The organism is Neisseria sp. RH3002v2f (genome assembly GCF_014596375.1).
GTDB lineage: Bacteria > Pseudomonadota > Gammaproteobacteria > Burkholderiales > Neisseriaceae > Neisseria > Neisseria cinerea.
Genome location: NZ_MAYZ01000024.1, coordinates 123,824 through 145,201, shown reverse-complemented (window position 1 = coordinate 145,201; position 21,378 = coordinate 123,824). Strand labels below are relative to the sequence as shown.

21 protein-coding genes are annotated in these 21,378 nt (G+C 51.2%); 6 read left to right on the top strand and 15 right to left on the bottom strand.

What is annotated here, in order from left to right; all coding sequences use genetic code 11:
- Window positions 1–167: 167 nt before the first annotated feature.
- Complete coding sequence (locus tag BBW69_RS08755; protein WP_188211041.1) at window positions 168–797, bottom strand: CadD family cadmium resistance transporter; 630 nt, start codon at window positions 795–797, stop codon at window positions 168–170.
- Window positions 798–958: 161 nt separating this feature from the next.
- Window positions 959–1,174 carry a 50S ribosomal protein L31 gene (gene rpmE / locus BBW69_RS08750; RefSeq protein ID WP_039854117.1) on the bottom strand — a complete coding sequence of 72 codons (216 nt, stop codon included), beginning with the start codon at window positions 1,172–1,174 and terminating at the stop codon, window positions 959–961.
- A gap of 135 nt (window positions 1,175–1,309) precedes the next feature.
- On the opposite strand from rpmE, the gene BBW69_RS08745 reads away from it, so the two are divergent.
- Complete coding sequence (locus BBW69_RS08745; protein WP_188211040.1) at window positions 1,310–1,825, top strand: DapH/DapD/GlmU-related protein; 516 nt, start codon at window positions 1,310–1,312, stop codon at window positions 1,823–1,825.
- 79 nt (window positions 1,826–1,904) lie between these two features.
- On the opposite strand, the gene BBW69_RS08740 is transcribed toward BBW69_RS08745, so the two are convergent.
- The 9 genes from BBW69_RS08740 to BBW69_RS08700 all read right to left on the bottom strand — a co-directional run bounded on the left by BBW69_RS08740 (window position 1,905) and on the right by BBW69_RS08700 (window position 7,206).
- Window positions 1,905–2,393 (bottom strand): peroxiredoxin, encoded by a 489-nt coding sequence (locus BBW69_RS08740; protein ID WP_107859547.1) that lies wholly within the window; start codon window positions 2,391–2,393, stop codon window positions 1,905–1,907.
- Window positions 2,390–2,773, bottom strand: coding sequence for a thioesterase family protein (locus BBW69_RS08735; RefSeq protein WP_107859548.1), 384 nt, complete (start codon window positions 2,771–2,773; stop codon window positions 2,390–2,392). Before BBW69_RS08735 ends, BBW69_RS08740 begins: the two co-directional genes overlap by 4 nt.
- Window positions 2,773–3,135: a hypothetical protein gene (locus BBW69_RS08730; RefSeq protein ID WP_003676057.1), complete on the bottom strand. Its 363-nt coding sequence runs from the start codon at window positions 3,133–3,135 to the stop codon at window positions 2,773–2,775. Before BBW69_RS08730 ends, BBW69_RS08735 begins: the two co-directional genes overlap by 1 nt.
- Window positions 3,136–3,260: 125 nt before the next feature.
- Complete coding sequence (locus BBW69_RS08725) at window positions 3,261–4,076, bottom strand: VacJ family lipoprotein (protein WP_107859550.1); 816 nt, start codon at window positions 4,074–4,076, stop codon at window positions 3,261–3,263.
- Entirely contained in the window at window positions 4,073–4,351 is a 279-nt protein-coding gene (locus BBW69_RS08720) for a lipid asymmetry maintenance protein MlaB (RefSeq protein ID WP_107960926.1), read from the bottom strand. Before BBW69_RS08720 ends, BBW69_RS08725 begins: the two co-directional genes overlap by 4 nt.
- Window positions 4,352–4,406: 55 nt before the next feature.
- Window positions 4,407–4,997, bottom strand: a complete 591-nt coding sequence (locus BBW69_RS08715; RefSeq protein ID WP_188211039.1) for a phospholipid-binding protein MlaC — start codon at window positions 4,995–4,997, stop codon at window positions 4,407–4,409.
- A gap of 36 nt (window positions 4,998–5,033) precedes the next feature.
- Window positions 5,034–5,531 carry an outer membrane lipid asymmetry maintenance protein MlaD gene (gene mlaD, locus BBW69_RS08710; protein WP_108043527.1) on the bottom strand — a complete coding sequence of 166 codons (498 nt, stop codon included), beginning with the start codon at window positions 5,529–5,531 and terminating at the stop codon, window positions 5,034–5,036.
- A gap of 50 nt (window positions 5,532–5,581) precedes the next feature.
- Window positions 5,582–6,358, bottom strand: a complete 777-nt coding sequence (mlaE, locus tag BBW69_RS08705; protein ID WP_107859554.1) for a lipid asymmetry maintenance ABC transporter permease subunit MlaE — start codon at window positions 6,356–6,358, stop codon at window positions 5,582–5,584.
- A 47-nt stretch (window positions 6,359–6,405) separates the two neighbouring features.
- Window positions 6,406–7,206 (bottom strand): ABC transporter ATP-binding protein, encoded by an 801-nt coding sequence (locus BBW69_RS08700; RefSeq protein WP_003676043.1) that lies wholly within the window; start codon window positions 7,204–7,206, stop codon window positions 6,406–6,408.
- A 177-nt stretch (window positions 7,207–7,383) separates the two neighbouring features.
- Between BBW69_RS08700 and BBW69_RS08695 the strand changes: the two genes are divergently transcribed.
- Both BBW69_RS08695 and aldA read left to right on the top strand, forming a co-directional pair.
- A complete protein-coding gene (locus BBW69_RS08695; protein WP_188211038.1) occupies window positions 7,384–8,298 on the top strand; it encodes a helix-turn-helix transcriptional regulator in 915 nt (304 codons plus the stop codon).
- Window positions 8,299–8,405: 107 nt separating this feature from the next.
- Entirely contained in the window at window positions 8,406–9,848 is a 1,443-nt protein-coding gene (aldA, locus tag BBW69_RS08690; RefSeq protein WP_188211037.1) for an aldehyde dehydrogenase, read from the top strand.
- An 81-nt stretch (window positions 9,849–9,929) separates the two neighbouring features.
- Here aldA and ppk2 read toward each other — a convergent pair whose 3' ends face one another.
- Window positions 9,930–10,859, bottom strand: coding sequence for a polyphosphate kinase 2 (ppk2, locus tag BBW69_RS08685; RefSeq protein ID WP_188211036.1), 930 nt, complete (start codon window positions 10,857–10,859; stop codon window positions 9,930–9,932).
- 167 nt (window positions 10,860–11,026) lie between these two features.
- On the opposite strand from ppk2, the gene BBW69_RS08680 reads away from it, so the two are divergent.
- A complete protein-coding gene (locus tag BBW69_RS08680; protein ID WP_188211035.1) occupies window positions 11,027–12,922 on the top strand; it encodes a bifunctional chorismate-binding protein/class IV aminotransferase in 1,896 nt (631 codons plus the stop codon).
- A gap of 69 nt (window positions 12,923–12,991) precedes the next feature.
- On the opposite strand, the gene mnmE is transcribed toward BBW69_RS08680, so the two are convergent.
- Together mnmE and BBW69_RS08670 are read right to left on the bottom strand one after the other, a co-directional pair.
- On the bottom strand, window positions 12,992–14,338 hold the full coding sequence (mnmE, locus tag BBW69_RS08675; protein ID WP_188211034.1) for a tRNA uridine-5-carboxymethylaminomethyl(34) synthesis GTPase MnmE: 1,347 nt from the start codon (window positions 14,336–14,338) through the stop codon (window positions 12,992–12,994).
- Between the two features lie 104 nt (window positions 14,339–14,442).
- Window positions 14,443–15,987, bottom strand: coding sequence for a surface lipoprotein assembly modifier (locus BBW69_RS08670; protein WP_188211033.1), 1,545 nt, complete (start codon window positions 15,985–15,987; stop codon window positions 14,443–14,445).
- A 562-nt stretch (window positions 15,988–16,549) separates the two neighbouring features.
- On the opposite strand from BBW69_RS08670, the gene BBW69_RS08665 reads away from it, so the two are divergent.
- Window positions 16,550–17,542 carry a Slam-dependent surface lipoprotein gene (locus tag BBW69_RS08665; RefSeq protein WP_003676025.1) on the top strand — a complete coding sequence of 331 codons (993 nt, stop codon included), beginning with the start codon at window positions 16,550–16,552 and terminating at the stop codon, window positions 17,540–17,542.
- A gap of 56 nt (window positions 17,543–17,598) precedes the next feature.
- Window positions 17,599–20,016 carry a TonB-dependent hemoglobin/transferrin/lactoferrin family receptor gene (locus tag BBW69_RS08660; protein ID WP_188211032.1) on the top strand — a complete coding sequence of 806 codons (2,418 nt, stop codon included), beginning with the start codon at window positions 17,599–17,601 and terminating at the stop codon, window positions 20,014–20,016.
- A gap of 318 nt (window positions 20,017–20,334) precedes the next feature.
- Here the strand turns inward: BBW69_RS08660 and BBW69_RS08655 are convergent, their stop codons facing one another.
- On the bottom strand, window positions 20,335–21,180 hold the full coding sequence (locus tag BBW69_RS08655; protein ID WP_188211031.1) for a mechanosensitive ion channel family protein: 846 nt from the start codon (window positions 21,178–21,180) through the stop codon (window positions 20,335–20,337).
- Window positions 21,181–21,378 lie beyond the last annotated feature (198 nt).

Sequence of the window (21,378 nt, the reverse complement as noted above, 5' to 3'; positions counted from 1 at the left end):
CGGGTGGGGTATAGGTCAGCATAAACGAGCAAAAAAAACAAACGGATTACCAAGTGTAGCAAATATTCGCACAAAGGTCGTGCAGAGACTGCTTCAGACGGCATCAGACACAAAAGACCGGCAACAAAAAAGACTACACATGGCAGTCTTTGCAGATACTATCTTTTTCATAATATTTTTTCCTGACCCAACACAGTCCATAGCATATCAAAACTGTTGTTTTCAACCAGGATATATATCCCCAATCCTAAATAAACAACGGCAACAAACCATCTGCTATATTTTTCCAAAGTTTCTCCAACAGAAGGGACTTGTGCTAATTTTTGGGCAGAAAAAACCAAGATATAAATCATGACTAGAAAGGTAAGTAAAGCCACTATCAAATTCGCTAAATTTAAGGTAGTAAAATATGGGACAAAGACACCAATATTGTCAGCACCACAACTTGCAAAAGTAATCATAGCGACTAGAAAAATCAGGTTTTTATTATCTTTGCGCAAACCCTCTTTGGCAATAGCCTCTCCATCAGAATCTCCTAAAAGCAAAACTTTGAGACCTAGGAAAATTGGAATCAAGCCGAGCAAACCTAAAATCTCTTTACTAGGAATATAATCTAAGACAAATGCAAAAAGCAAACTTAGCAATATCAGACTAACAGAGCCTAGAAATTGTCCTAAATAGATGTTAATGATGTCTTTTCTGCTTTTTCTTTTGGCAAAAAATAACATTAGGATAATAAGTAAGTCTACGGCTGTCCCAGAATACAGGATTATTGAAGTAACAACATTTTGAATCATAAAACATCTCATTCAAATATATTTTTTAATGTATTCAAACATTAAACTTTGTAGATGTCAACTTCAACCCCATCAAAATATAGATAAGAAGTCAGTGTGCCAAATATTAAAAAGCCCTGCCATCGAAATGATGGCAGGGCTTAATTCTTGCAAAGCGGCAATCAACGTTTGAACAGGTTGCCGAATTTGTTGTTAAATTTGTCCACGCGACCGGTGGTATCGACGATTTTTTGGGTGCCGGTATAGAACGGGTGGCACAGGGAGCAAACCTCGATGTTGAAGTTTTCTTTTTCCATTGCGGATTTGGTTACGAATTTGTTGCCGCAAGAGCAGGTAACGTTAACTTCGTGATAATTCGGGTGAGTGCCTTGTTTCATTTGATTTCCTTTCAAAAAAGCGGGCATAGGGGATGTACCTATGCTACAGACAAGTCCGACATTCTCTCTATTTTCTGTTGTTACGTCAAGAGTATATTCGATAAAATGCAAAAAGGTTACTCTGAAGGAGGTTTTATGAGGGTGAAGTTTTTTTCCCTGCTGCTGCGCTTCGCCGGTTCCCTATTGCCGCCGTCCCATATGCGCGGTATCGGTATCATCGGCAAAAGCGTACGCGTATTTCTGGCACGGCGGGTTTCTCCGCATATCGGACGCGGGGTCAATATCGAACGCGGTGCCTATGTGTTCCCGGATACGGTTTTGGGCGATGGTTCCGGTATCGGGGTAAACTGTGAAATCTGCCGTAGTTTGACAATCGGCAGGAATGTGATGATGGGGCCGGAATGTCTATTTTATTCAAATAACCACAAGTTTGACCGTTCAAAAAAACGCTTTGAGGGCTATACGGAAATCCGTCCGATTTCGCTGGAGGACGATGTTTGGCTGGGCAGGAGGGTTATTGTGATGGCTGGCGTAACCATCGGGCGCGGTTCGGTTATCGGTGCAGGTTCCGTAGTAACGAAAGACATTCCGCCCTACTCTTTGGCAGCAGGCAATCCCGCGGTGGTGAAAAAGAATCTGCTGGATGATTAAATGCCGTCTGAAAGCATAAGAGCGGTAATGCAGATATATTCCCGTTCTTATGCTTTCAGACGGCATGAATGCAAACGCGCTATTGTGCCAGTGCGGTATCGATTTCTTGATAGAGCTTACCGAAATCAGGTTCGCCGACATAGGTTTTGAGGATTTCGCCTTTTTTGCCGATGAGGACGGAAGTCGGATAAACCTGTGTGCCGAACGCCTGTCCGACGGCTTTATCCGCATCATACATGACGGTAAAGGGCAAACCGTAGTCTTTGATGTATTGGCGGACGCTTTCTATCGGATCGATAGGTTGTGCAACGGCGAGGACTTGGAAATCTTTATTTTTGTAGTCATGCGCCGTTTTAATCACTTTGGGCATTTCGCTCACGCAACCGGGACAGGAGGGAAACCAAAAATTAATCAGGGTTACCCTACCCTGCAGGTCGGTATGGGAAACGGTTTTGCCGTTCATGTCGGGTAGCGAAAATGCGGGAGCGGTTTTGCTGTCGGGAATCAGAACGGCGGCAATAAGGATGCCGACCAATACGACGGCGGCGGCAGTGAGTATTTTTTTCATTCGGACAAGGCTTCCAATGCGTGTGCGAGTGTAACGGGGAGGCTGACGGTACGTTGTGTTTTTGCGCTGACCGGCATCAGGGTGATATCGGCTTCGGCTGCAGTTTTTCCGTTTGGCAGCGTAATGGTTTGAGTCAATACGATACGGCGCATACCGGGCGTTTTCAGACGGCATGAAAACTGCAATACGTCTCCCTCTACGGCAGGACGGCTGTAACGGATATCGATGCGGGCAACAATGAGCATGAGGTCTGACAATTCATGTAGCAGTCCACGCTCCTCGAAAAACGCCCAGCGCGCTTCCTCGAGGAATTCGAGGTAGCGCGCATTGTTCACATGACCGTAACCGTCAAGGTGATAATTGCGGACGGTCAGCTTCATCAGTTCAGGTTAATGGGTTGGAAAGCTTCGCGGGCAAGCGGTTCGTGCTCAAGGTCGGTAATCACGGTGGAAAGCTGAATATCGAACCATTCATTGAAAATATCGGCATCGAGTGTGGGCCACTCACGCTCGTCTTCGCACCAATCGGCAAGTTCGGCGGCAAAAATATCTTCGAAACGTGCCTCGATTTCATCCCATACTTCGTCGGCAGTTTCGCACGGGCGGACAAGGTAGGAATTGGCATCTGCCTGTATGTCTTCGAGGGTTAGCCCGTCCAGATGGTTGCCCGGCAAGCTTTGCAGCCAGTTCCAAAAAGGTTCTAGGGGAATGAGGACGAATACGCTGCGGTTGACTTCGTACATGGGTTTTCCTTTACTGTCGCACGTTCTGCACAAGGGGATATTATAGCCCAATCCGCTTCCTCGGAATGTCTGATTCGGCAGAATGGGGAATACCGTCCGAACAGGATGTTTCAGACGGCATGGTTTTAAGGTTGCGTTTCGATACCCTCCGGCTGTTCTGCCTGCATCTCGGGGGTAGAACCTTCTTGAACGGCAGTTTCCGCCGAACCGGTTTCGGAACTTTCTACCAATTCATCGATGTCGATGTTCTCTTCAAGATCTTCAACAGGTGCCGCACCGGTCTGCCGGGCACGTACCTTCATATAGAGGTCGCGTGTGTAGCTGTATTTGTCGATGGCGACATCGTCCAGGCCGTCGGTCAGGTCAAGCAGGCCTTCGCGGGTATTGACGGCGGATACGGCAGTCGGTCCCCAACGTCCGGCAGGGGTATGGAAAACGATATTCTTGGGCGGATAAACAATGGTAATACCCGTGCCGAGCGCATCGCGGACTGTGGACGGGCCGAAAACGGGCATTACGAAATAATTGCTGTTTTTCCAGCCCCATGTGGCAAATGTATCGCCCAATGTATTTTTGTTGTCGGGTATACCGCCCGCACCGGCGATATCGATTAGCCCGCCCAAACCGAAAGTGGTATTGATGCCGACACGGACAAGGTCTTCGCTTGCGCGTTTGATGTCCAAGCGCAAGATATTGCTGCCGAAACTGACCACATCGCGCAGGTTATTGAAGAAATTGGAAATACCTGTACGGACGGGTTGCGGGGTAACTTTGCGGTAGCCGCGTGCGACAGGGGCAAAAATGTAGCGGTCGGCTTGATCGTTAAACCTGCTGACGGCGCGGTTATAGCCTTCATAAGGGTCGGCAGGACGGTTTTCTGCAAATGAAGGGGCAGAGGCGAATCCAATCAGCAGGAGGATGGCGTAGGCGGTTTTTTTCATGATTTCAGCCAGTCTTTGATTTCGTACAGTTCAGACAGTGCGCGCACGGATTCGGGAATGCCGGTCAGCCTGATACTGTCTTTGCGCCGGCGCAATATTTCGAGCAGTAACGACACGCAGGCGGAATCGGCACGGTTGACGCCGCTGAAGTCGACGGCAACGATTCCGTTCAGACGGCATTGTTGTTGAAACCGCTCAAAAGCCTCCCCGGTCAGGGTTTTGACGGTAATGTCGCCGCTGACGCGCAATGTTTCGTTATTGAATTCTGTATGCATAGTGTTTGCTTGGAAAAACTCATGCCGCCCTCAGACGGACGGCATGGATTGTTGGTCATTTGCCGCTGTTTTTAGCCTTCAACTCGGCAATCAGCCCGTCCACGCCTTTCACTTTGATAATTTCGCCGAATTGGTTGCGGTAAACGGTTACCAAGCTCGCACCTTCGACAGCGACGTTGTAGGCACGGTATTTGTTGCCGCTTTGGTAGGTGGTGAAGTCCATGTTGACGGGTTTCTGCCCGGGTACGCCGACTTCGGCTCGGACGATGATTTCTTTGCCGCCTTTATTGATAATAGGGTTGTCTTTAACGTTGACGTTGGCGTTTTTGAATTTCAACATGGTACCGGAGTAAGTGCGTATCAGCAGGGTTTGAAATTCTTTGGTCAACGCTTGTTTTTGCGCGTCAGACGCGGTACGCCAAGGGTTACCGACCGCCAGTGCGGTCATGCGTTGGAAATCGAAATAAGGCGTCGCGTAAGCTTCGGCTTTTTGGCGGGCAGTGCCGGCATCACCGTTTTTTAAGATGCTCAATACTTGAGTGGCGTTCTGACGGATTTGGTTCACTGCGTCGGCAGGGGCGGCAACCGCCATGCTGATGCTCAAGATGCTGATGCTCAATGCGCTGATGAAAGAGGTTTTTTTCATGATTAAGTGTCCTAGTTTGAATATGATGGTGTACGTTTATTCGGTAGCTTTTGCTGCATCGTCGCCGCCCGCCGCGTTTTTTTCGGCGAAGCTGGTCATGAATTTACCGATCAGGTTTTCCAGAACCATGGCAGAGCTGGTAACGGAAATAGTATCGCCCGCGGCAAGATTCTCGGTGTCGCCGCCTTGTTGCAGGCCGATATATTGTTCGCCCAACAGGCCAGAAGTCAGGATTTGCGCGGAAACGTCGCTACTGAACTGATATTTGCTGTCCAAATCGAGACGGACTTTCGCCTGATAGGATTTCGGGTCAAGCTCGATGGAGCCGACGCGTCCGACCAATACGCCTGCAGATTTGATCGGCGCGTTTGCCTTCAGGCCGCCGATGTCGCTGAAATCGGCATAGACGGTATAAGTCTTGCCGGAATTGCCGAACGCCGCGCCGCCCGCCACGCGGAAAGCGAGAAAACCGACCGCTGCCACGCCGAGCAGGACAAACAGTCCGACCCAAAATTCCAATACATTCTTTTTCATTAAAGTTCCTTGAATATCCAATGTTCTTTGTTTCGTTTTCAGAAGGCCTGTCAATCTGTAAACATCCACGCGGTCAACACAAAGTCGATCGCCAAAATCGTCAGGGCGGACGAAACCACCGTACGCGTGCTGGCGCGCAAAATGCCTTCCGAAGTCGGCACGCAGTGGAAGCCCTGATGTACGGCAATCAGCGTTACCGCCACGCCGAACGCGGCAGATTTGATCAGACCGTTGATTACATCGTAGTGTATCGTGATGTTGTTCTGCATTTGCGACCAGAAAATGCCGCTGTCCAAGCCCAGCCAGGTTACACCGACCAAATACGCGCCAAAAATGCCCGCCACGTTGAAAATCGAAGCCAGAAGCGGCATGGAAAACACGCCCGCCCAAAAGCGCGGCGCAACCACGCGGGCGACAGGGTTGACCGCCATCACGTTCATCGCTTCGAGCTGTTCGGTCGTTTTCATCAAACCGATTTCGCTGGTCATCGCACCGCCCGCGCTGCTGGCAAACAGAATCGCCGCCAACACCGGACCCAGTTCGCGCAACAGTGACGCCGCGACCATATAGCCCAAAATATCGGCAGATTTGAATTTCGACAACTGCGTATAGCCCTGCAAACCCAAGACCATGCCGACAAACAGCCCTGAAACGGCAACAATCAACACCGACAGCACGCCGGCGAAATACACTTGGCGCACGCTCAGGCGCGGACGGACGAAAGCCGTACCGGACTTCGCCAGAATGTTCAGCAGAAACAGCGTAATACTGCCGAGGGATTGAATAAAGCCGAGGGTTTTCGCCCCGACGGAACGGATAAAATTCATAAATTTCTATATGTAAAGTTCAACGGTTTCAGACGGCATCAACTCATTTATCCCAACAGGTCCTGATGCAGCGACGTTTGCGCCGGATAACGGTATGCTACGGGGCCGTCTGCCAGCCCGCCGACAAACTGGCGCACCCAAGGCGAATCCAGTTCGCGCATTTCCTGCGGTGAGCCGGAGAACATAATTTCGCCGTGCGCCAAGAAAATCACCTGATCGACGATTTCCAAAGATTTTTCAATGTCGTGCGTTACCATAATGCTGGTCGAACGCAAAGCCTTGTTGACGCGGCTGATCAAGTGGGCAATCACGCCCAAGGAAATCGGATCGAGGCCGGTAAACGGCTCGTCGTACAACATGATTTCAGGGTCGAGCGCAATCGTGCGGGCAAGCGCGACGCGGCGCGACATCCCACCGGACAACTCGGACGGCATCAGGTTTTCCACGCCGCGCAGACCGACCGCGTTCAGTTTCAACAAAACCAAATCTCGAATCACCGCTTCCGGCAGCTGCGTCAGTTCGCGCATCGGGAAAGCAATATTGTCAAATACAGACAAATCGGTAAACAGTGCGCCGTGTTGGAACAACACACCCATACGGCGGCGGTGTTCATACAACTCGTCAGCCGAAAAGCCCGCCAAATCCCGTCCTTCAATCAAAACCTGCCCGGACTGCGGACGAATCTGTCCTGTAATCAGCCTCATCAGCGTGGTTTTGCCGCTGCCCGAACCGCCCATTACGGCAGCAAAATTGCCTTGCGGAATACTGAAATTGATGTTCTTCAGAATCGGGCGGTCGCCATACGCAAAGGCGACATCTTTCATTTCGATAAAAGGGAAGGGACTCATGTGCGGGCAAAACGATAGGTTTGACGACGTGTATTTTAAGGCTTATCGGTAAGACGGGCAATTTTCAGACGGCATACGGACGGCAAGTGTTGTGAAAATGCCGTGACCCGGCAGCGGATTGTTTACCGAAGTGAAAAATGTTATCTTTTAAATGATAATTTTTCTCAAGAAATAACCATGACAGAAGAATATTTGAACAGCAGCCAATTCGTCAACCTGGTTAACAGCGGGGGCGGAGATTATGTCGAAGGCAGCTACCGTTTCGATACTTTGTCCAACGGCATTTCCATCCACGGCGGCACGGTAACTGCACGGTGTGATTTTTGCAGCAGCCGCCTCGCCGAACCTTATGTGTCGTTCGTACTTTTGCTAGAAGGCTCTTTGAACTTCGGCATCAACCGGAGCCGATTCCAAATCGATGCGGACGGCGGCAAGGTCATCCTGATTTCAGCCGGGGAAGAAGTCCTGTTCAGCCGCTATCTTTATCGCGGCGGCAAAACGGTCAAAATGACAATTAAAGGTATGGAGCAATGGCTGCTGCGTCCGGAGTATGCGGGTTTTACACCCATACTTTACCGCGAACCGGTCAGAATATGGGATTTGTCCCCAAATCTGCGCGGCTTGGCGGCATCTTGCCTGCAACCTGCCCCAAGGGGGCATTTGGGCGAAACATTGCGCCGCGAGGCAGACGTGTTGCGGCTGCTGTCGGATTTGTGGGACACGGTGTCGGACAGCATCGGGCCGGCGGCAGGAGAAACGGCGGAAGCAAACACCATGCCGTCTGAAAACTTCAGCCGCATCCTGAACGAGGCATTTGCCAACGGCGCACACCATGTCAACCGGCTGACAGACGCGCTGAACATCAGCGAAAGGACGCTGCAACGCCGCATGCGCGACCATTTCGGCATTACCGCAAGCGAGTGGCTGCACCACAAACAAATGCAGCACGCGCTCTATCTGTTGCAAAACGGGGGGAAAAGCATAGGCGAAACCGCATATTTATGCGGCTACCGCCACGTTTCCAGCTTTACTCAGGCATTCAGGCAATATTTCGGCAGCACGCCTGCGGAAACCAAAAAAGAAAACCGGTAAGCCGCATTTAATTTAAAACCCGAAATCCGCATGTAAAGAAACTTGTACGGTAATTTATTTGGGAATAAACTAAAACTACATCTGACTACAAAACTGGAGAACCCGAAATGAAACAATTGGCCATGTACATCAACGGTCGCTTTGAAAACGACTTCAACGGCGAATGGCGCGACGTATTGAACCCATCCACCGAAGAAACCATCGCCCGCGAACCCAAAGGCGGCAAAGCTGACGTTGACCGCGCCGTAGCGGCGGCGCGTGCGGCGCAACCGGCTTGGGAGCGGCTGCCTGCGGTCGAACGCGGCGCGTATTTGCGCAAAATCGCCCAAGGCATACGCGAACGCGCCGACGAGCTGACCGACACCATCGTTACCGAAGGCGGCAAAACCAAAGACTTGGCGCGTGTGGAAGTCATGTTTACCGCCGACTATCTCGATTATCAAGCCGAATGGGCGCGCCGTTATGAAGGCGAAATCATCCAAAGCGACCGCCCGCGCGAAAACATTTTATTGTTCAAACGTCCGCTGGGCGTTGTGGCAGGCATCCTGCCGTGGAACTTCCCCTTCTTCCTGATTGCCCGCAAAATGGGTCCCGCTTTGGTAACGGGCAACACCATTGTTGTCAAACCCAGCAGCGTGACCCCGATCAACTGCCACATCTTCGCCGAAATCGTCGATGCGGTTGGACTGCCAGCAGGCGTGTTCAACGTGGTGAACGGCCCCGGCGCGGAAATCGGCAATGCCTTGTCCGCCCATCCGCAAGTCGATATGGTCAGCCTGACCGGCTCCGTCGAAGCAGGCCGCCAAGTGATGGAAGCCGCTTCTACCAACATCACCAAAGTTTCGTTGGAACTCGGCGGCAAAGCCCCTGCCATCGTTTTGAAAGACGCGGATTTGGACTTGGCGGTGAAATCCATCTTGGCTTCGCGTGTCGGCAACACCGGTCAAATCTGCAACTGCGCCGAGCGCGTCTATGTCCACAGCAGCCTGAAAGACGCGTTCATTGAAAAAATGACCGCCGCCATGAAAGGCGTGCGCTACGGCAACCCTGCCGAAGCCGAAGCAGGCGCGCTGGAAATGGGCCCGCTGATTGAAGAGCGCGCCGTCAAAGCCGTTGCCGAAAAAGTGGAACGCGCCGTCAAACAAGGTGCGAAATTGGTTTGCGGCGGCAAACGCGCCGAAGGACGCGGCTATTTCTTCGAGCCGACCCTGCTGACCGACACCGACAACAACATGGACATCATGAAGGAAGAAACCTTCGGCCCCGTCCTGCCTGTTTCCACTTTCGACACGCTCGACCAAGTCATCGCCTTGGCAAACGACTGTGAATTCGGTCTGACCAGCTCCGTGTACACCACCAACCTGAACGAAGCCTTCTACGTTACCCGCCGCCTGCAATTCGGCGAAACCTATATCAACCGCGAAAACTTCGAAGCCATGCAGGGTTTCCACGCAGGCTGGAAAAAATCTGGTATCGGCGGCGCGGACGGCAAACACGGTTTGGAAGAATATCTGCAAACCCAAGTCGTTTATCTGGAAACCGACATTTAATACCGCTTTGAAACCCCGATAGAAAATGCCGTCTGAACCCGATTTCAGGTTCAGACGGCATTTTTACAGTTTCACCGATAATCAGTCATGACCGATATCGATGGTTTTCTCTTTGTAACGCGTATCGGGAACAAGAACGATTTTATCGTCCACTTTGCCGATGGCTTTCACGTCTTTGCCCGGATAGTCAAGCTGATGCAGGAAGTAGCGGATACAGTTCAAACGGGCGCGTTTTTTGTCGTCGGAACGAATGATAACCCAAGGCGCGTCGCCGGTATGGGTATGGAAGAACATGGCGTTTTTAGCTTCGGTGTAGTCGTCCCAACGGTCGAGCGACTGGATATCCACGGGGGAAAGTTTCCAGTGTTTCAAGGGGTCGTCGCGGCGGGAGATGAAGCGGCGCAGTTGTTCTTCACGGGACACGGAGAACCAGAATTTAAACAGATGGATACCGCTGGCAACGAGCATACGCTCCAATTCGGGGGTTTGGCGCATAAAGAGCATATATTCGTTGGGTTCGCAGAAGCCCATCACGCGTTCTACGCCGGCGCGGTTGTACCATGAGCGGTCGAAGAACACCATTTCGCCTGCAGTCGGCAGATTTTGAACATAGCGTTGGAAATACCATTGTCCGCGTTCGGTATCAGTCGGTTTTTCCAAAGCGACCACGCGCGCGCCGCGCGGGTTTAAATGTTCCATAAAGCGTTTGATGGTGCCGCCCTTACCTGCCGCGTCCCGGCCTTCAAACAGACTGACGATGCGTTGGCCGGAGTCTTTAACCCAGCTTTGCACTTTCAGCAGCTCGATTTGCAGTTTGGCTTTTTCGGCTTCGTATACGGCACGGCGCATACGTTTGCGGTAGGGGTAGTTTTCGGGCAGCGGGGCTGTGCCGGAATCTTCGGCAGAACCTTTGCCTTCATGTTCCAAAACAGCTTTTTCAAATACTTGGAGCTGATCTTGCTTTTCGCCCAATTCCACACTTTCAAACGGTTGCAGCTGGTGGTCTGTCATAAAGGTCTCCTTATTGTATTTCAGGTTGAAAATCGAAATTTGTTTTCATAATTTTACACCTTGTTGCGCGCATCCTCTACATAAAATTACATTTTGCCGATATTTGCCGAATCGTCTGAAAATATGTGTAAAAAGGGCGTATAATCAAACCATTTGACTGAACCGCCATGCCCTATTTCGCCCTGTTTGACGATGCCGTAAGCGGCCGCGCAAAACTCTATCAAAATCATGTAGAAAGCCGCCTTTTCCATCATAACGAACTGGATTCGCTGGACGATACGCTGCAAAAGGGCTGGCAAAAAGGGCTGCATGCCGTGTTGTTTGCAGACTACGAATTCGGTTTGCCGCTGATGGGGATAGAGTCCGAATGCGGCGGCAATCTTGCCCTGCACTGGTTTGCCGACTGCGCCGACATCGATACCGCAAGCTGGCTTGCCCAACATTCAGACGGCATCCCCGCCGGCATTTCCACGCCGCAATCCTCCGTATCCGAAACCGATTACCTCAACCACATCCGCCAAATCCACGAAGCCATCCGGCGCGGCGACACCTATCAAATCAACTACACCACCCGCCTGCACCTGCAAGCCTACGGCAATCCCGTCAGCCTCTACCGCCGCCTGCGCCAGCCTGTCCCCTATGCCGTCTTGTCCCACCTGCCCGATGCACAAGGGCAATCCGCGTGGACGCTGTGTTTCTCACCCGAACTCTTCCTCAAAATCAGTTCGGACGGCACCATCAGCACCGAACCGATGAAAGGCACCGCGCCGATTTTGGGCGACGGACAAGACGAACGCCGCGCCGCCGAGTTGCAAAACGACCCGAAAAACCGCGCCGAAAACGTGATGATTGTCGATTTGCTGCGCAACGACCTCGGCAAAATCGCCCAAACCGGTAAAGTATGCGTACCTGAGCCGTTTAAAGTATCGCGTTTCGGCAGCGTTTGGCAGATGACCAGCACCATCCAAGCCCAAGCCTTGCCGCACATCACCGTCGCCGACGTCCTCCGCGCCGCCTTCCCCTGCGGCAGCATCACCGGCGCACCCAAACGCATGAGCATGCAGATTATCGAATCGCTCGAAGCCGAACCGCGCGGCCTGTACACCGGCAGCATCGGCTACCTGAATCCATGTGAAAGTGGGCTGGGGTTTGAAGGCATATTCAACGTCGTTATCCGCACCTTATCGCTCAAACCCGTTTCTAACTCAGTTTCAGACAACTTAGATAGTGGATTAACCAATCAGGACAAGGCGACAAAGCCGCAGACAGTAGAGATAGTACGGCAAGGCGAGGCAACGCCGTACCGGTTTCAAGTTCATCCACTCTATCAAGGGGTATACGGCGTCGGTTCCGGCATCGTCATCGACAGTGACCCCGCCGCCGAATATCGGGAATGCGGCTGGAAAGCCCGTTTCCTCAACGAATTGCACCCCGCCTTCTGCATCTTCGAAACCATGCGCGTGGAAAACAGGCAATGCGCCCTGCTCGACCGCCATCTATGCCGTCTGAAAACCTCCGCGCAAGCCCTCAACCTGCCCCTGCCCGACGGTTGCGAAAATCAAATCAAACAATACATCGCCCACTTGCCCGACGGCGCATTCCGCGTCAAAGCCCTGCTCGCTTCAGACGGCATCAGTCTGTCCCACGCCGTTTTAAACCATTTGGCTGACAAACAACGCGTCATCATTTCGCCGACCATCCTGCCCGTACAAAACTACCTGCGCCGCTTCAAAACCACCCACCGCCCCCTCTTCGACCAAGCGTGGCAAACCGCCGAAACACAAGGCGCGTTTGACAGCCTGTTTTTCAATTCAGACGGCATCCTGCTCGAAGGCGGCAGAAGCAACGTGTTCGTCAAATACCAAGGACAATGGCTCACCCCGTCTCTGGATTTGGACATCCTCAACGGCGTCATGCGCCAAACCGTGTTGCAGCAGCCGCAAGCCTACTTGGGCGCAAACGCAGTCATCGAAACGCACATCACCCGCGACATACTCGAACATGCCGAAGAAGTCCGCCTCTCCAACGCCTTGCGCGGCGTATTTGCCGCCGCCCTTGCCTGAACGCGCAAAAATGCCGTCTGAAACCCTGTTTCCAAGGTTCAGACGGCATTATCAACCGGCGTTTCCGCCCTATTTGCCGATACAGAATCTCGAAAAAATCACGCCGAGCAAATCATCTGCGGTAAATTCCCCCGTAATTTCGCCGCAAGCAACCTGGGCCAAGCGCAAATGTTCCGCAAGCAGCTCGATTTGACCGTTGCCGCACAAAGCCGCCAGTTCCAATTCCCCTTTTGCCGCCTGAAGCGCGTTCAAATGCCGCGCACGCGCCAAAAACAGCCCTTCGCCCTCGCCCTGCCAGCCAACCTCGCGCAACAGCGTCTGCCTCAACACATCCAAACCCGCACCCGTTTTCGCCGACAACGGAATCACCGTATCCGCACCCGTTTCAAAAGCAACCGCCGCACCCGTGTGCAAATCCGACTTGCTGTGAATTTCAATGCGTTTCAAATCCGACGGCAACGTATCCAAAATCATCCGCGTCTTTTCATTCAAACCCTCGCGCGGATCGACCAACACCAGCGCGACATCCGCCTCCGATACCGCCTTGCGGCTGCGTTCGATGCCGATACGTTCGACCACGTCGTCCGTCTCGCGCAAACCCGCTGTATCCACAATATGCACCGGCACACCGTCAATCAGGATACGTTCCCTGACCGCATCACGGGTCGTACCCGCAATATCGGTAACAATCGCCACTTCGTCGCCCGCCAGAGCATTCAGCAGGCTCGACTTGCCCACATTCGGCGCACCGACCAGCACCACATTCATGCCCTCGCGCAAAATCGCACCCTGCCGGGCATTTGCCAGCACCTCATCGACCGAACGGCGCAAACCTTCCAATTTGCCGCGCGCATCCGCCGCTTCGAGAAAATCAATGTCTTCCTCGGGAAAATCCAACGTCGCTTCGACCAGCATCCGCAAGGTAATCAAGTCTTCGACCAAACCGTGTATCCGCCGCGAAAAATCACCCTTGAGCGAACGCAATGCCAAACGTGCCGCCGTCCGGCTCGACGCATCGATCAAATCCGCCACGCCCTCCGCCTGCGCCAAATCCAATTTATCGTTTAAAAACGCACGCTTCGTAAATTCGCCCGGTTCGGCAAGGCGCGCGCCCAGTTCCAAACAGCGGTTCAGCAGCATCTCCATCACTACCGGCCCGCCGTGTCCCTGAAGTTCGATGACATCTTCACCCGTAAAACTTGCCGGTGCAGCAAAAAACAGCAAAAGGCCGTTGTCGATTGCCTGACCGTCCGCATCCCTGAAATCCGCATAAAGAGCTACGCGCGGAATAGGCGTTTTCCCGCACAAAGCCTGCGCCATCGGCAGCAGGTTTTTCCCCGACACACGAACCACGCCCACGCCGCCGCGCCCGGGCGCAGTCGCCACCGCCGCAATGGTCGAATCCTTGTCCGACATAAGACCCCCTGAAAATCAAAACAGCGGCAATTATAACAAAATGCCGTCTGAAACCCGATGATTTAGGTTTCAGACGGCATTTTTTACCGATTAACGTTTAACCGTCAAAACCGCCAATCCGCCCCGAACAATATCTGGCTATTCCGACGTTCCGCATACCGCATATTGCTGCTCGTTTTACCGAAACTGTACGTTAGCGTCGGTACAATACCCTTGTAGGACAGACGGTCGTGACTCAATCCAAGCGATACGTTCCATTCACGGTTACGCTGCGCCTCGGTAGCGAATGCGGCCATACCCTTATAATTGCGGCGGGCATAAGACACGGCAATCCGACTGTTCAAACCACCCAATTCCTGCCATTGCCGTACCCAGCCCACATTGACACTGTTACGGTTATACGCCGCATTGTTAACCGCGCCACGCACTATTCCGCGTTCCGGAACAAACCGTGCAAACTGCCAGCCGCCAAACACAGTTGCCGAATTTCCGAAACGCCGCGCCAACGACACATACAGACTGTCCTGCCAACCATCATTACGTTCCGCACGGGCATTCTCCCTGTGGTACCGCCGATATCGTTCCAACGAACTGTAAAACTGCATATCCCGTCCGAACCTGACCGTATATGAAGCCTGAATACCGACCCCGTGTGCCAGCATATAAGGCACGGCGCGGCGGTTGTTTTCTTTTTTGCCGTCAAATTCGCTGCTGCCCGCCAACTGTGCCTGATAAAACGGTAAAACGCTGACGGTTTGTTTGCCGTCCTTGCGCTGCCAGCCCAAATAAGCCCTGCCGAACGCATCGTCGTAAGCCGATTTCCGGTCGAAAAAATAGCTTGTGCCGCTGAGGTTGGCGCGGAATTTAACGGCGTGATGCCCATACAATGGGGTGAGTTTTTCGGTGTTCAATTCGTAATTCAAGCCGTTGGCACTGACAGGTAAGGTAACACTGCATGCAGTTTGCCCCCTTGTTTCGATGCAATAACGCGGAGCAGCGTTGTTGGCATTGTTGTTATGTACGGGGCTGATTCCGCCGGACCATTTCCATTCTGTCTGCCGTTTGACTGCTTCTTGAAAACGTTTGACGTTTTCCAAAACGGGGGCGGGTATATCACGTTGCGCGGCATGGCGGAAATGCGCCGCCGCCTCGCTCAAACGATAATCCTGAAACTCTGCCGCCGCCAAATCCAACAATATGCGGTCGTCTGAAACGTCGGATTCATAAAGGGTACGATAACGCTCGACCGCTTCGGAAGTCCGCCCTTTCAACTTTGCCAGCAAAGCATCGGCACGTGCAATCAGCTTTGGATTATGGTTGGGCTGTTTGCGGTAAAGGGTGGCAAGCGAAAAAACCAAATCCGCGCTATTGCCGTTAAGTGCTTGAATCAGCGCGCTCTCAAGAATACGCGGGTTTGCCGCTAAAAACTCATCTCCGATTACATTCGGTTTAGCAACATTTTCATCCTTTTCAGACGACCTTTCTTCTCCAGACAAAATATCCAGCCATTGTTTTTGCTGCACCTGTACGGCAGCATCCTGAGAAGACGCATCCTGCCGGACACCGCCTTTGGGCAATTCAGCCAAAACTACGGAATGCAACAGGCAACATAAAGATGCCGAAACCATTTTTTGTTTTATTCTTAACATTCAAAATCATCCGAAATATATGTGTGTACATCGCAGGGAGCGACAAATGCAAACCGCCATGCCCTACTGATTCAATCCCCTGTCATGGACTTACGGCTGTCAAAGGTCATCTGAAACTTTCCAGACGACCTTATCTTTGCATAAAAACAACAGATTTGCATTAATATGCAGCATTATGAAGGTAAATTTCCAAAACAAAATAACTGATTTATTTTTTTATGGACTTATAAATTTATTCAAATGTTATTCATAAACAGATTCCTGAGCTTACTCAATTCAATACACCAAATACCCCTAAAATATATCTTGCAAATCCAAAGCAATAGTTTAATCCACACTATCACCCAATATTCGCCATCCACCATGGAATAGCAACATCAAATCAAACAGCTGAAGTAAAGTTTCAACACCAAATCATCAAGTAACCTACTTCCTAATATTCCCTTTCAAAACCCGTAAAGATATTGCCAAAACTGCATAATTATTACACAATATCTCAATAATATTAGTAATACTTATCATTATTTTATAAAACATTAATACTAAATAAGTGAGATTTGTTATGAAAATCAACATATCCGCAATTTCTGCGGCCACCTCTCTGATTCTGACTGCCTGTGCAGGAGGAGGTGCATCCGAGCCGAAAGTTCCCGTTTCCATACCAACGGCACAGCCCATCGCTAATATCAAGTTGAGCGATGAAAGCAGTGCAATAAAAACCATCAACACCCTTTCCGGAAAAGGCGGCAGCCTGCATGAAGCAGAACTCGAAGTGAAAACATCATGGGGCAGCTATACCGATAAACAATATGTCTATCAAACCCCTTCCGGCAATTATTACAACATCAGCTCATATTCCGACCCGATTGTCCCTTCCTACTCAAGCCCATCCTATGTAGTCCGTACCCGCCACGAAGGTCAGCCTTTATCCGAAGGCGGCAAGCTGTTTGTCTGCTGCAGCAGTTCCGGACAATTTACTGATGCCCCAGCAACCAAACAGGACCACCTCAAATTCGGCGCATGGATAAATGCAGACGGCACGGCAGACCTGTTTGTCGGCGGCAAACCCGTCGGAACGGCGAAACCGTCTTATTACACTCCGTCTGACAGTACTGTGGCAAAAGGCAAGACTACATACGAAGTTTGGGCAGTACGCGTACGCAACGGCAATTTCGTTACCTCTACCTACGAGCCCAAAAACCCCTATAAGTCGTCTGAAAAGACCGCTCCCAAGCTTTCACTGCTGACAGCCAATTTCAACACCAACAAACTTGGCGGCACGATTTTGGGTAATGCGGATTACGGTCCGGACGTCGTAATGAAAGATGTAGGCATCAACGGCGTTGATTTCTCAGGCACTGCCGAATCAGACGGTAAAAACGGCAAAGTCGAAGGAAAATTCTTCGGTCAATTTGACGGCGATAAAACAGAAGTCAACATAGGCGGCAAAGTAACCTTCGATGCCGATAAATCGTTGGATACCGTATTCGGCGGCGTGAAGAATGATGACGACCGCAATACGACGGATACAAGTTTGACACCTGTCAGCAAGTAACCGCACGTCAATCATCCCGATAAACCGATAATCAGTACATCTTTAAGAGGCAAAAAATGTCCTTCCCCTTCAAACCCGTACTGCTGGCAGCCATTGTCAGCCAAACTTTCCCTGCCTTCGCTGCCGACCCCGCACCACAAGCACATCAAAGCTTGAATGAAATCAAAGTCATCGGCGGCCGCAAAGTCCAGAAACTCGGCGAAGAGAAAATCCACCGTCAGGCATTGGACAAACAGATGGTATCCGACGAAAGCGACTTGGTGCGCTACGATCCGGGCATCAGCGTCGTCGAAGGCGGGCGCTCCGGTTCCAACGGTTTTACCATACGCGGTGTCGACAAAGACCGCGTCGCCATCAATGTGGACGGACTGGCACAAGCAGAAAGCAGGTCGTCTGAAGCATTCCAAGAGTTGTTCGGTGCATACGGCAACTTCAATGCAAACCGCAACACTTCCGAACCTGAAAATTTCTCGGAAGTAACCATGACCAAAGGCGCGGACTCGCTCAAATCCGGCAGCGGTGCATTGGGTGGTGCCGTCAACTATAAAACCAAATCCGCAAGCGACTATGTTTCCGAAGAAAAACCCTACCACTTAGGCATTAAAGGCGGCTATATCGGACGCAACAGCCAAAAATTCAGCAGCATAACCGCCGCGGGAACCTGGTTGGGTCTGGACGCATTGATGGTCTACACCCGCCGTTTCGGTAAAGAAACCAAAAACAACAGCGACGCTGCCGATACCGTCATCACCGACAACAAACAAAGCTGGAGTCCGAATGCCGGTAGTACCAACTACGGCAGCCGCGGCATAGCGCGCAGCAAACCTGACCCTCAAAATTGGGAAAACATAAGCACCCTGTTCAAGCTGGGTTACAACTTCAACGATCAAAACCGTATCGGCTGGATTTACGAAGACTCTCGTACCGACCGCACAACGACCGAATTATCTAATATGTGGGCGGCAAACTGGAAAGGCGAGGCATTGGGCGATACCCGTTCCCGTCAAGATATTTCCTACCGCAAACGCATCGGTTTTGAATATAAAAACCAACTTGAAAAAGGACCATGGGACAGCCTCAACCTGCGTTACGACCGTCAAACCATCGACATGAGTACTTGGACCTGGGATTTGCCGACGGATTATAATCGCAGCGGTGTGAACAGCGACGTGTACCATATGTTCCGCAACATCCGTCAAAAAAATACCCAATTCGGTGCCGATGCCGAAAAACAAATCGACTTTTCCAAATTGGTATGGGCAATGCAATACGGATTGGGTGGTTCCCAAAACGACAACGGCAATAGAGATCATAGCTATTGGGTACGCCTATACGACCCGAAATATCAAACGTCCAACAACCAAGAATTAACTATGCTGGTCGAAAGCTCGTCTAAAAACCGTTTTGCCTACTGGAACAACACCTTCCAATTCGGCGACAACAGCCAATACCGCCTCAATGCAGGAGTTCGTTACGATAGGAGCAGCAGCAAAGCCAAGGACAACCCTAACTACTCCACCGCTATTCGCGGCCAACTTCCCCATCTTGGCAGCTCCCGTACACACAGCGGTTTCAGCTACGGCTTAGGACTAGACTGGAAATTCACGCCGCATCTGAATCTTCTGGCGAAATACAGCACGGGATTCCGTGCCCCGACTTCGGATGAAACCTGGCTCTTGTTCCCGCATCCTGACTTCTACCTTAAAGCCAACCCCAACCTGAAAGCCGAAAAAGCCAAAAACTTTGAATTGGGTTTGGCGGGCAGCGGCAAAGCAGGAAACTTTAAACTCTCCGGCTTCCAAACCCGCTACCGTAATTTTATCGAACTGACCTACATGGGCGTATCTTCCGATAATCCCAACAGCCCCAACTACGCTCCGATTTCCGACGGTACTGCATTGGTCAGCTCGCCCGTCTGGCAAAACCAAAACCGCTCCTCGGCATGGGTGAAAGGTTTGGAATTTAACGGCACATGGGACCTCGACAGCATCGGTTTGCCGCAAGGCACGCACGCTGGTGTCAACGTCAGCTACATCAAAGGCAAGGCCAAGCAGAACAACGGACAAGAAACCCCTATTAACGCCCTTTCTCCGTGGACTGCCGTTTACAATCTGGGCTACGATGCTCCTTCCAAACGCTGGGGTCTCAATGCGTACCTGACCCGCACCGCAGCTAAAAAACCGTCTGACACCGTCCACAGCAGCGATGATTTGAACAACCCGTGGCCGTTTGCCAAGCACAGCAAAGCCTATACGCTTTTCGACCTGACAGGCTACGTCAACTTGGGCAAATACTTCACCCTGCGTGCCGGTGCGTACAACATCGGCAACAAAAAATACTACACTTGGGAATCGCTGCGCAGCATCCGAGAATTCGGCACAGTCAACCGCGTTGACAACAAAACCCATGCCGGTATAGAACGTTTTACTTCTCCAGGCAGAAGTTACAATCTGACTTTAGAAGCAAAATTCTAATATGATGCCAAAGGTTACCTCCCCTTGCAGGCAACGTCCGGCAAATGAGAGCCTATGGGAAATTTGATAAATCAGATTTGGTTGGCAAATGTTCTCTTCCTTCCAATTTAAACGGCATTTCATACAATCCGTTGAAATTTGTGGGAGTCGGGTAATATTTGGCTGAAATCAGTCCGGCATTTCCCAATCAGATAGGATTTTAAAAACAAAATGCCGTCTGAAACCCGATGATTTAGGTTTCAGACGGCATTTTTTACCGATTAACGGGCAGACTGGATACGGAATAAGGTTTTAATTCAGCTTACCCGTATTAAAGCCTCAGTCTTTCGACGTAATGATGCGCACATCGCGCTGCGGGAAGGGGATATTGATTTGTGCTGCACGCAGGTTTTCAACCACTTGTTCGTTCAAACCGAAACGGAACGCGCCCAAATCGGCCTCGTTCGTCCACGCCCAAAGCGTAATCTCGATAGCGTTGTCGCCCAAATTGGTAATGTGTACTGCCGCTTCCCTGCCGGGTGTCTGCACATATAAAGGATGCTCGGTGGCGGCCCTCAAAACAGCTGCCTTAGCCTCCTTCAAATCACAAGCATAATCCACACCCACTACCACATGTACGCGGCACAGCGGATTAGAGGAACGGTTGATGATGCTGTTGCTCATGACAATACTGTTGGGCAGGATGACTTCTTCATTGTCCGGCGTGTTCAGAGCAATCTGCACCATTTTGATTTCTCTCACGGTACCTTCGAAACCGTTGACTTTGATGAAATCACCAACCTTAAACGGACGGAACAGGATAATCAGCACGCCGGCGGCAAAGTTCGACAGCTGGTCTTTCAGCGACAAAGCCACCGCCAAGCCCGCACCGCCGATTAATGCGGTAACCGACGTAGTCGGAATGCCCAACTTGCCCAACGCGGCAATAATAATCAGGATTAACAGGCCAATATTGGCTACGTTGCCCAGAAAGCTGACCAGCGTTCTATCTACTTTGGCGCGGGTCAGCGCGGCTTTCATCAAAATAACGAGGCGGGAGGCTATCCATCTGCCGACAAAGAAAATCGCCAGCGCGGCAACGAGGTTGGTACCGAATGCCATGCCGGTTTCAATAAGGCTTTCCCAGCCTGAGAATGAAGAGAGGTTTTCAAGATTGAAATTCATGATTTTTATTTCTGGTTAAAGGATGATTGGAAATTCGGATATTAATTGGTTTTGCGGCAAGCCTGTCTATATTTCAGACGACCTTAAAACCGCGTACCTAGGTCGTATTGAATCCATGAAGGAGACCGCACCCGTGATTGTATGCCTGTCGGCGGGAAGAATAAAGGTCGTCTGAAAACCTGATTTTCAAGTTTTCAG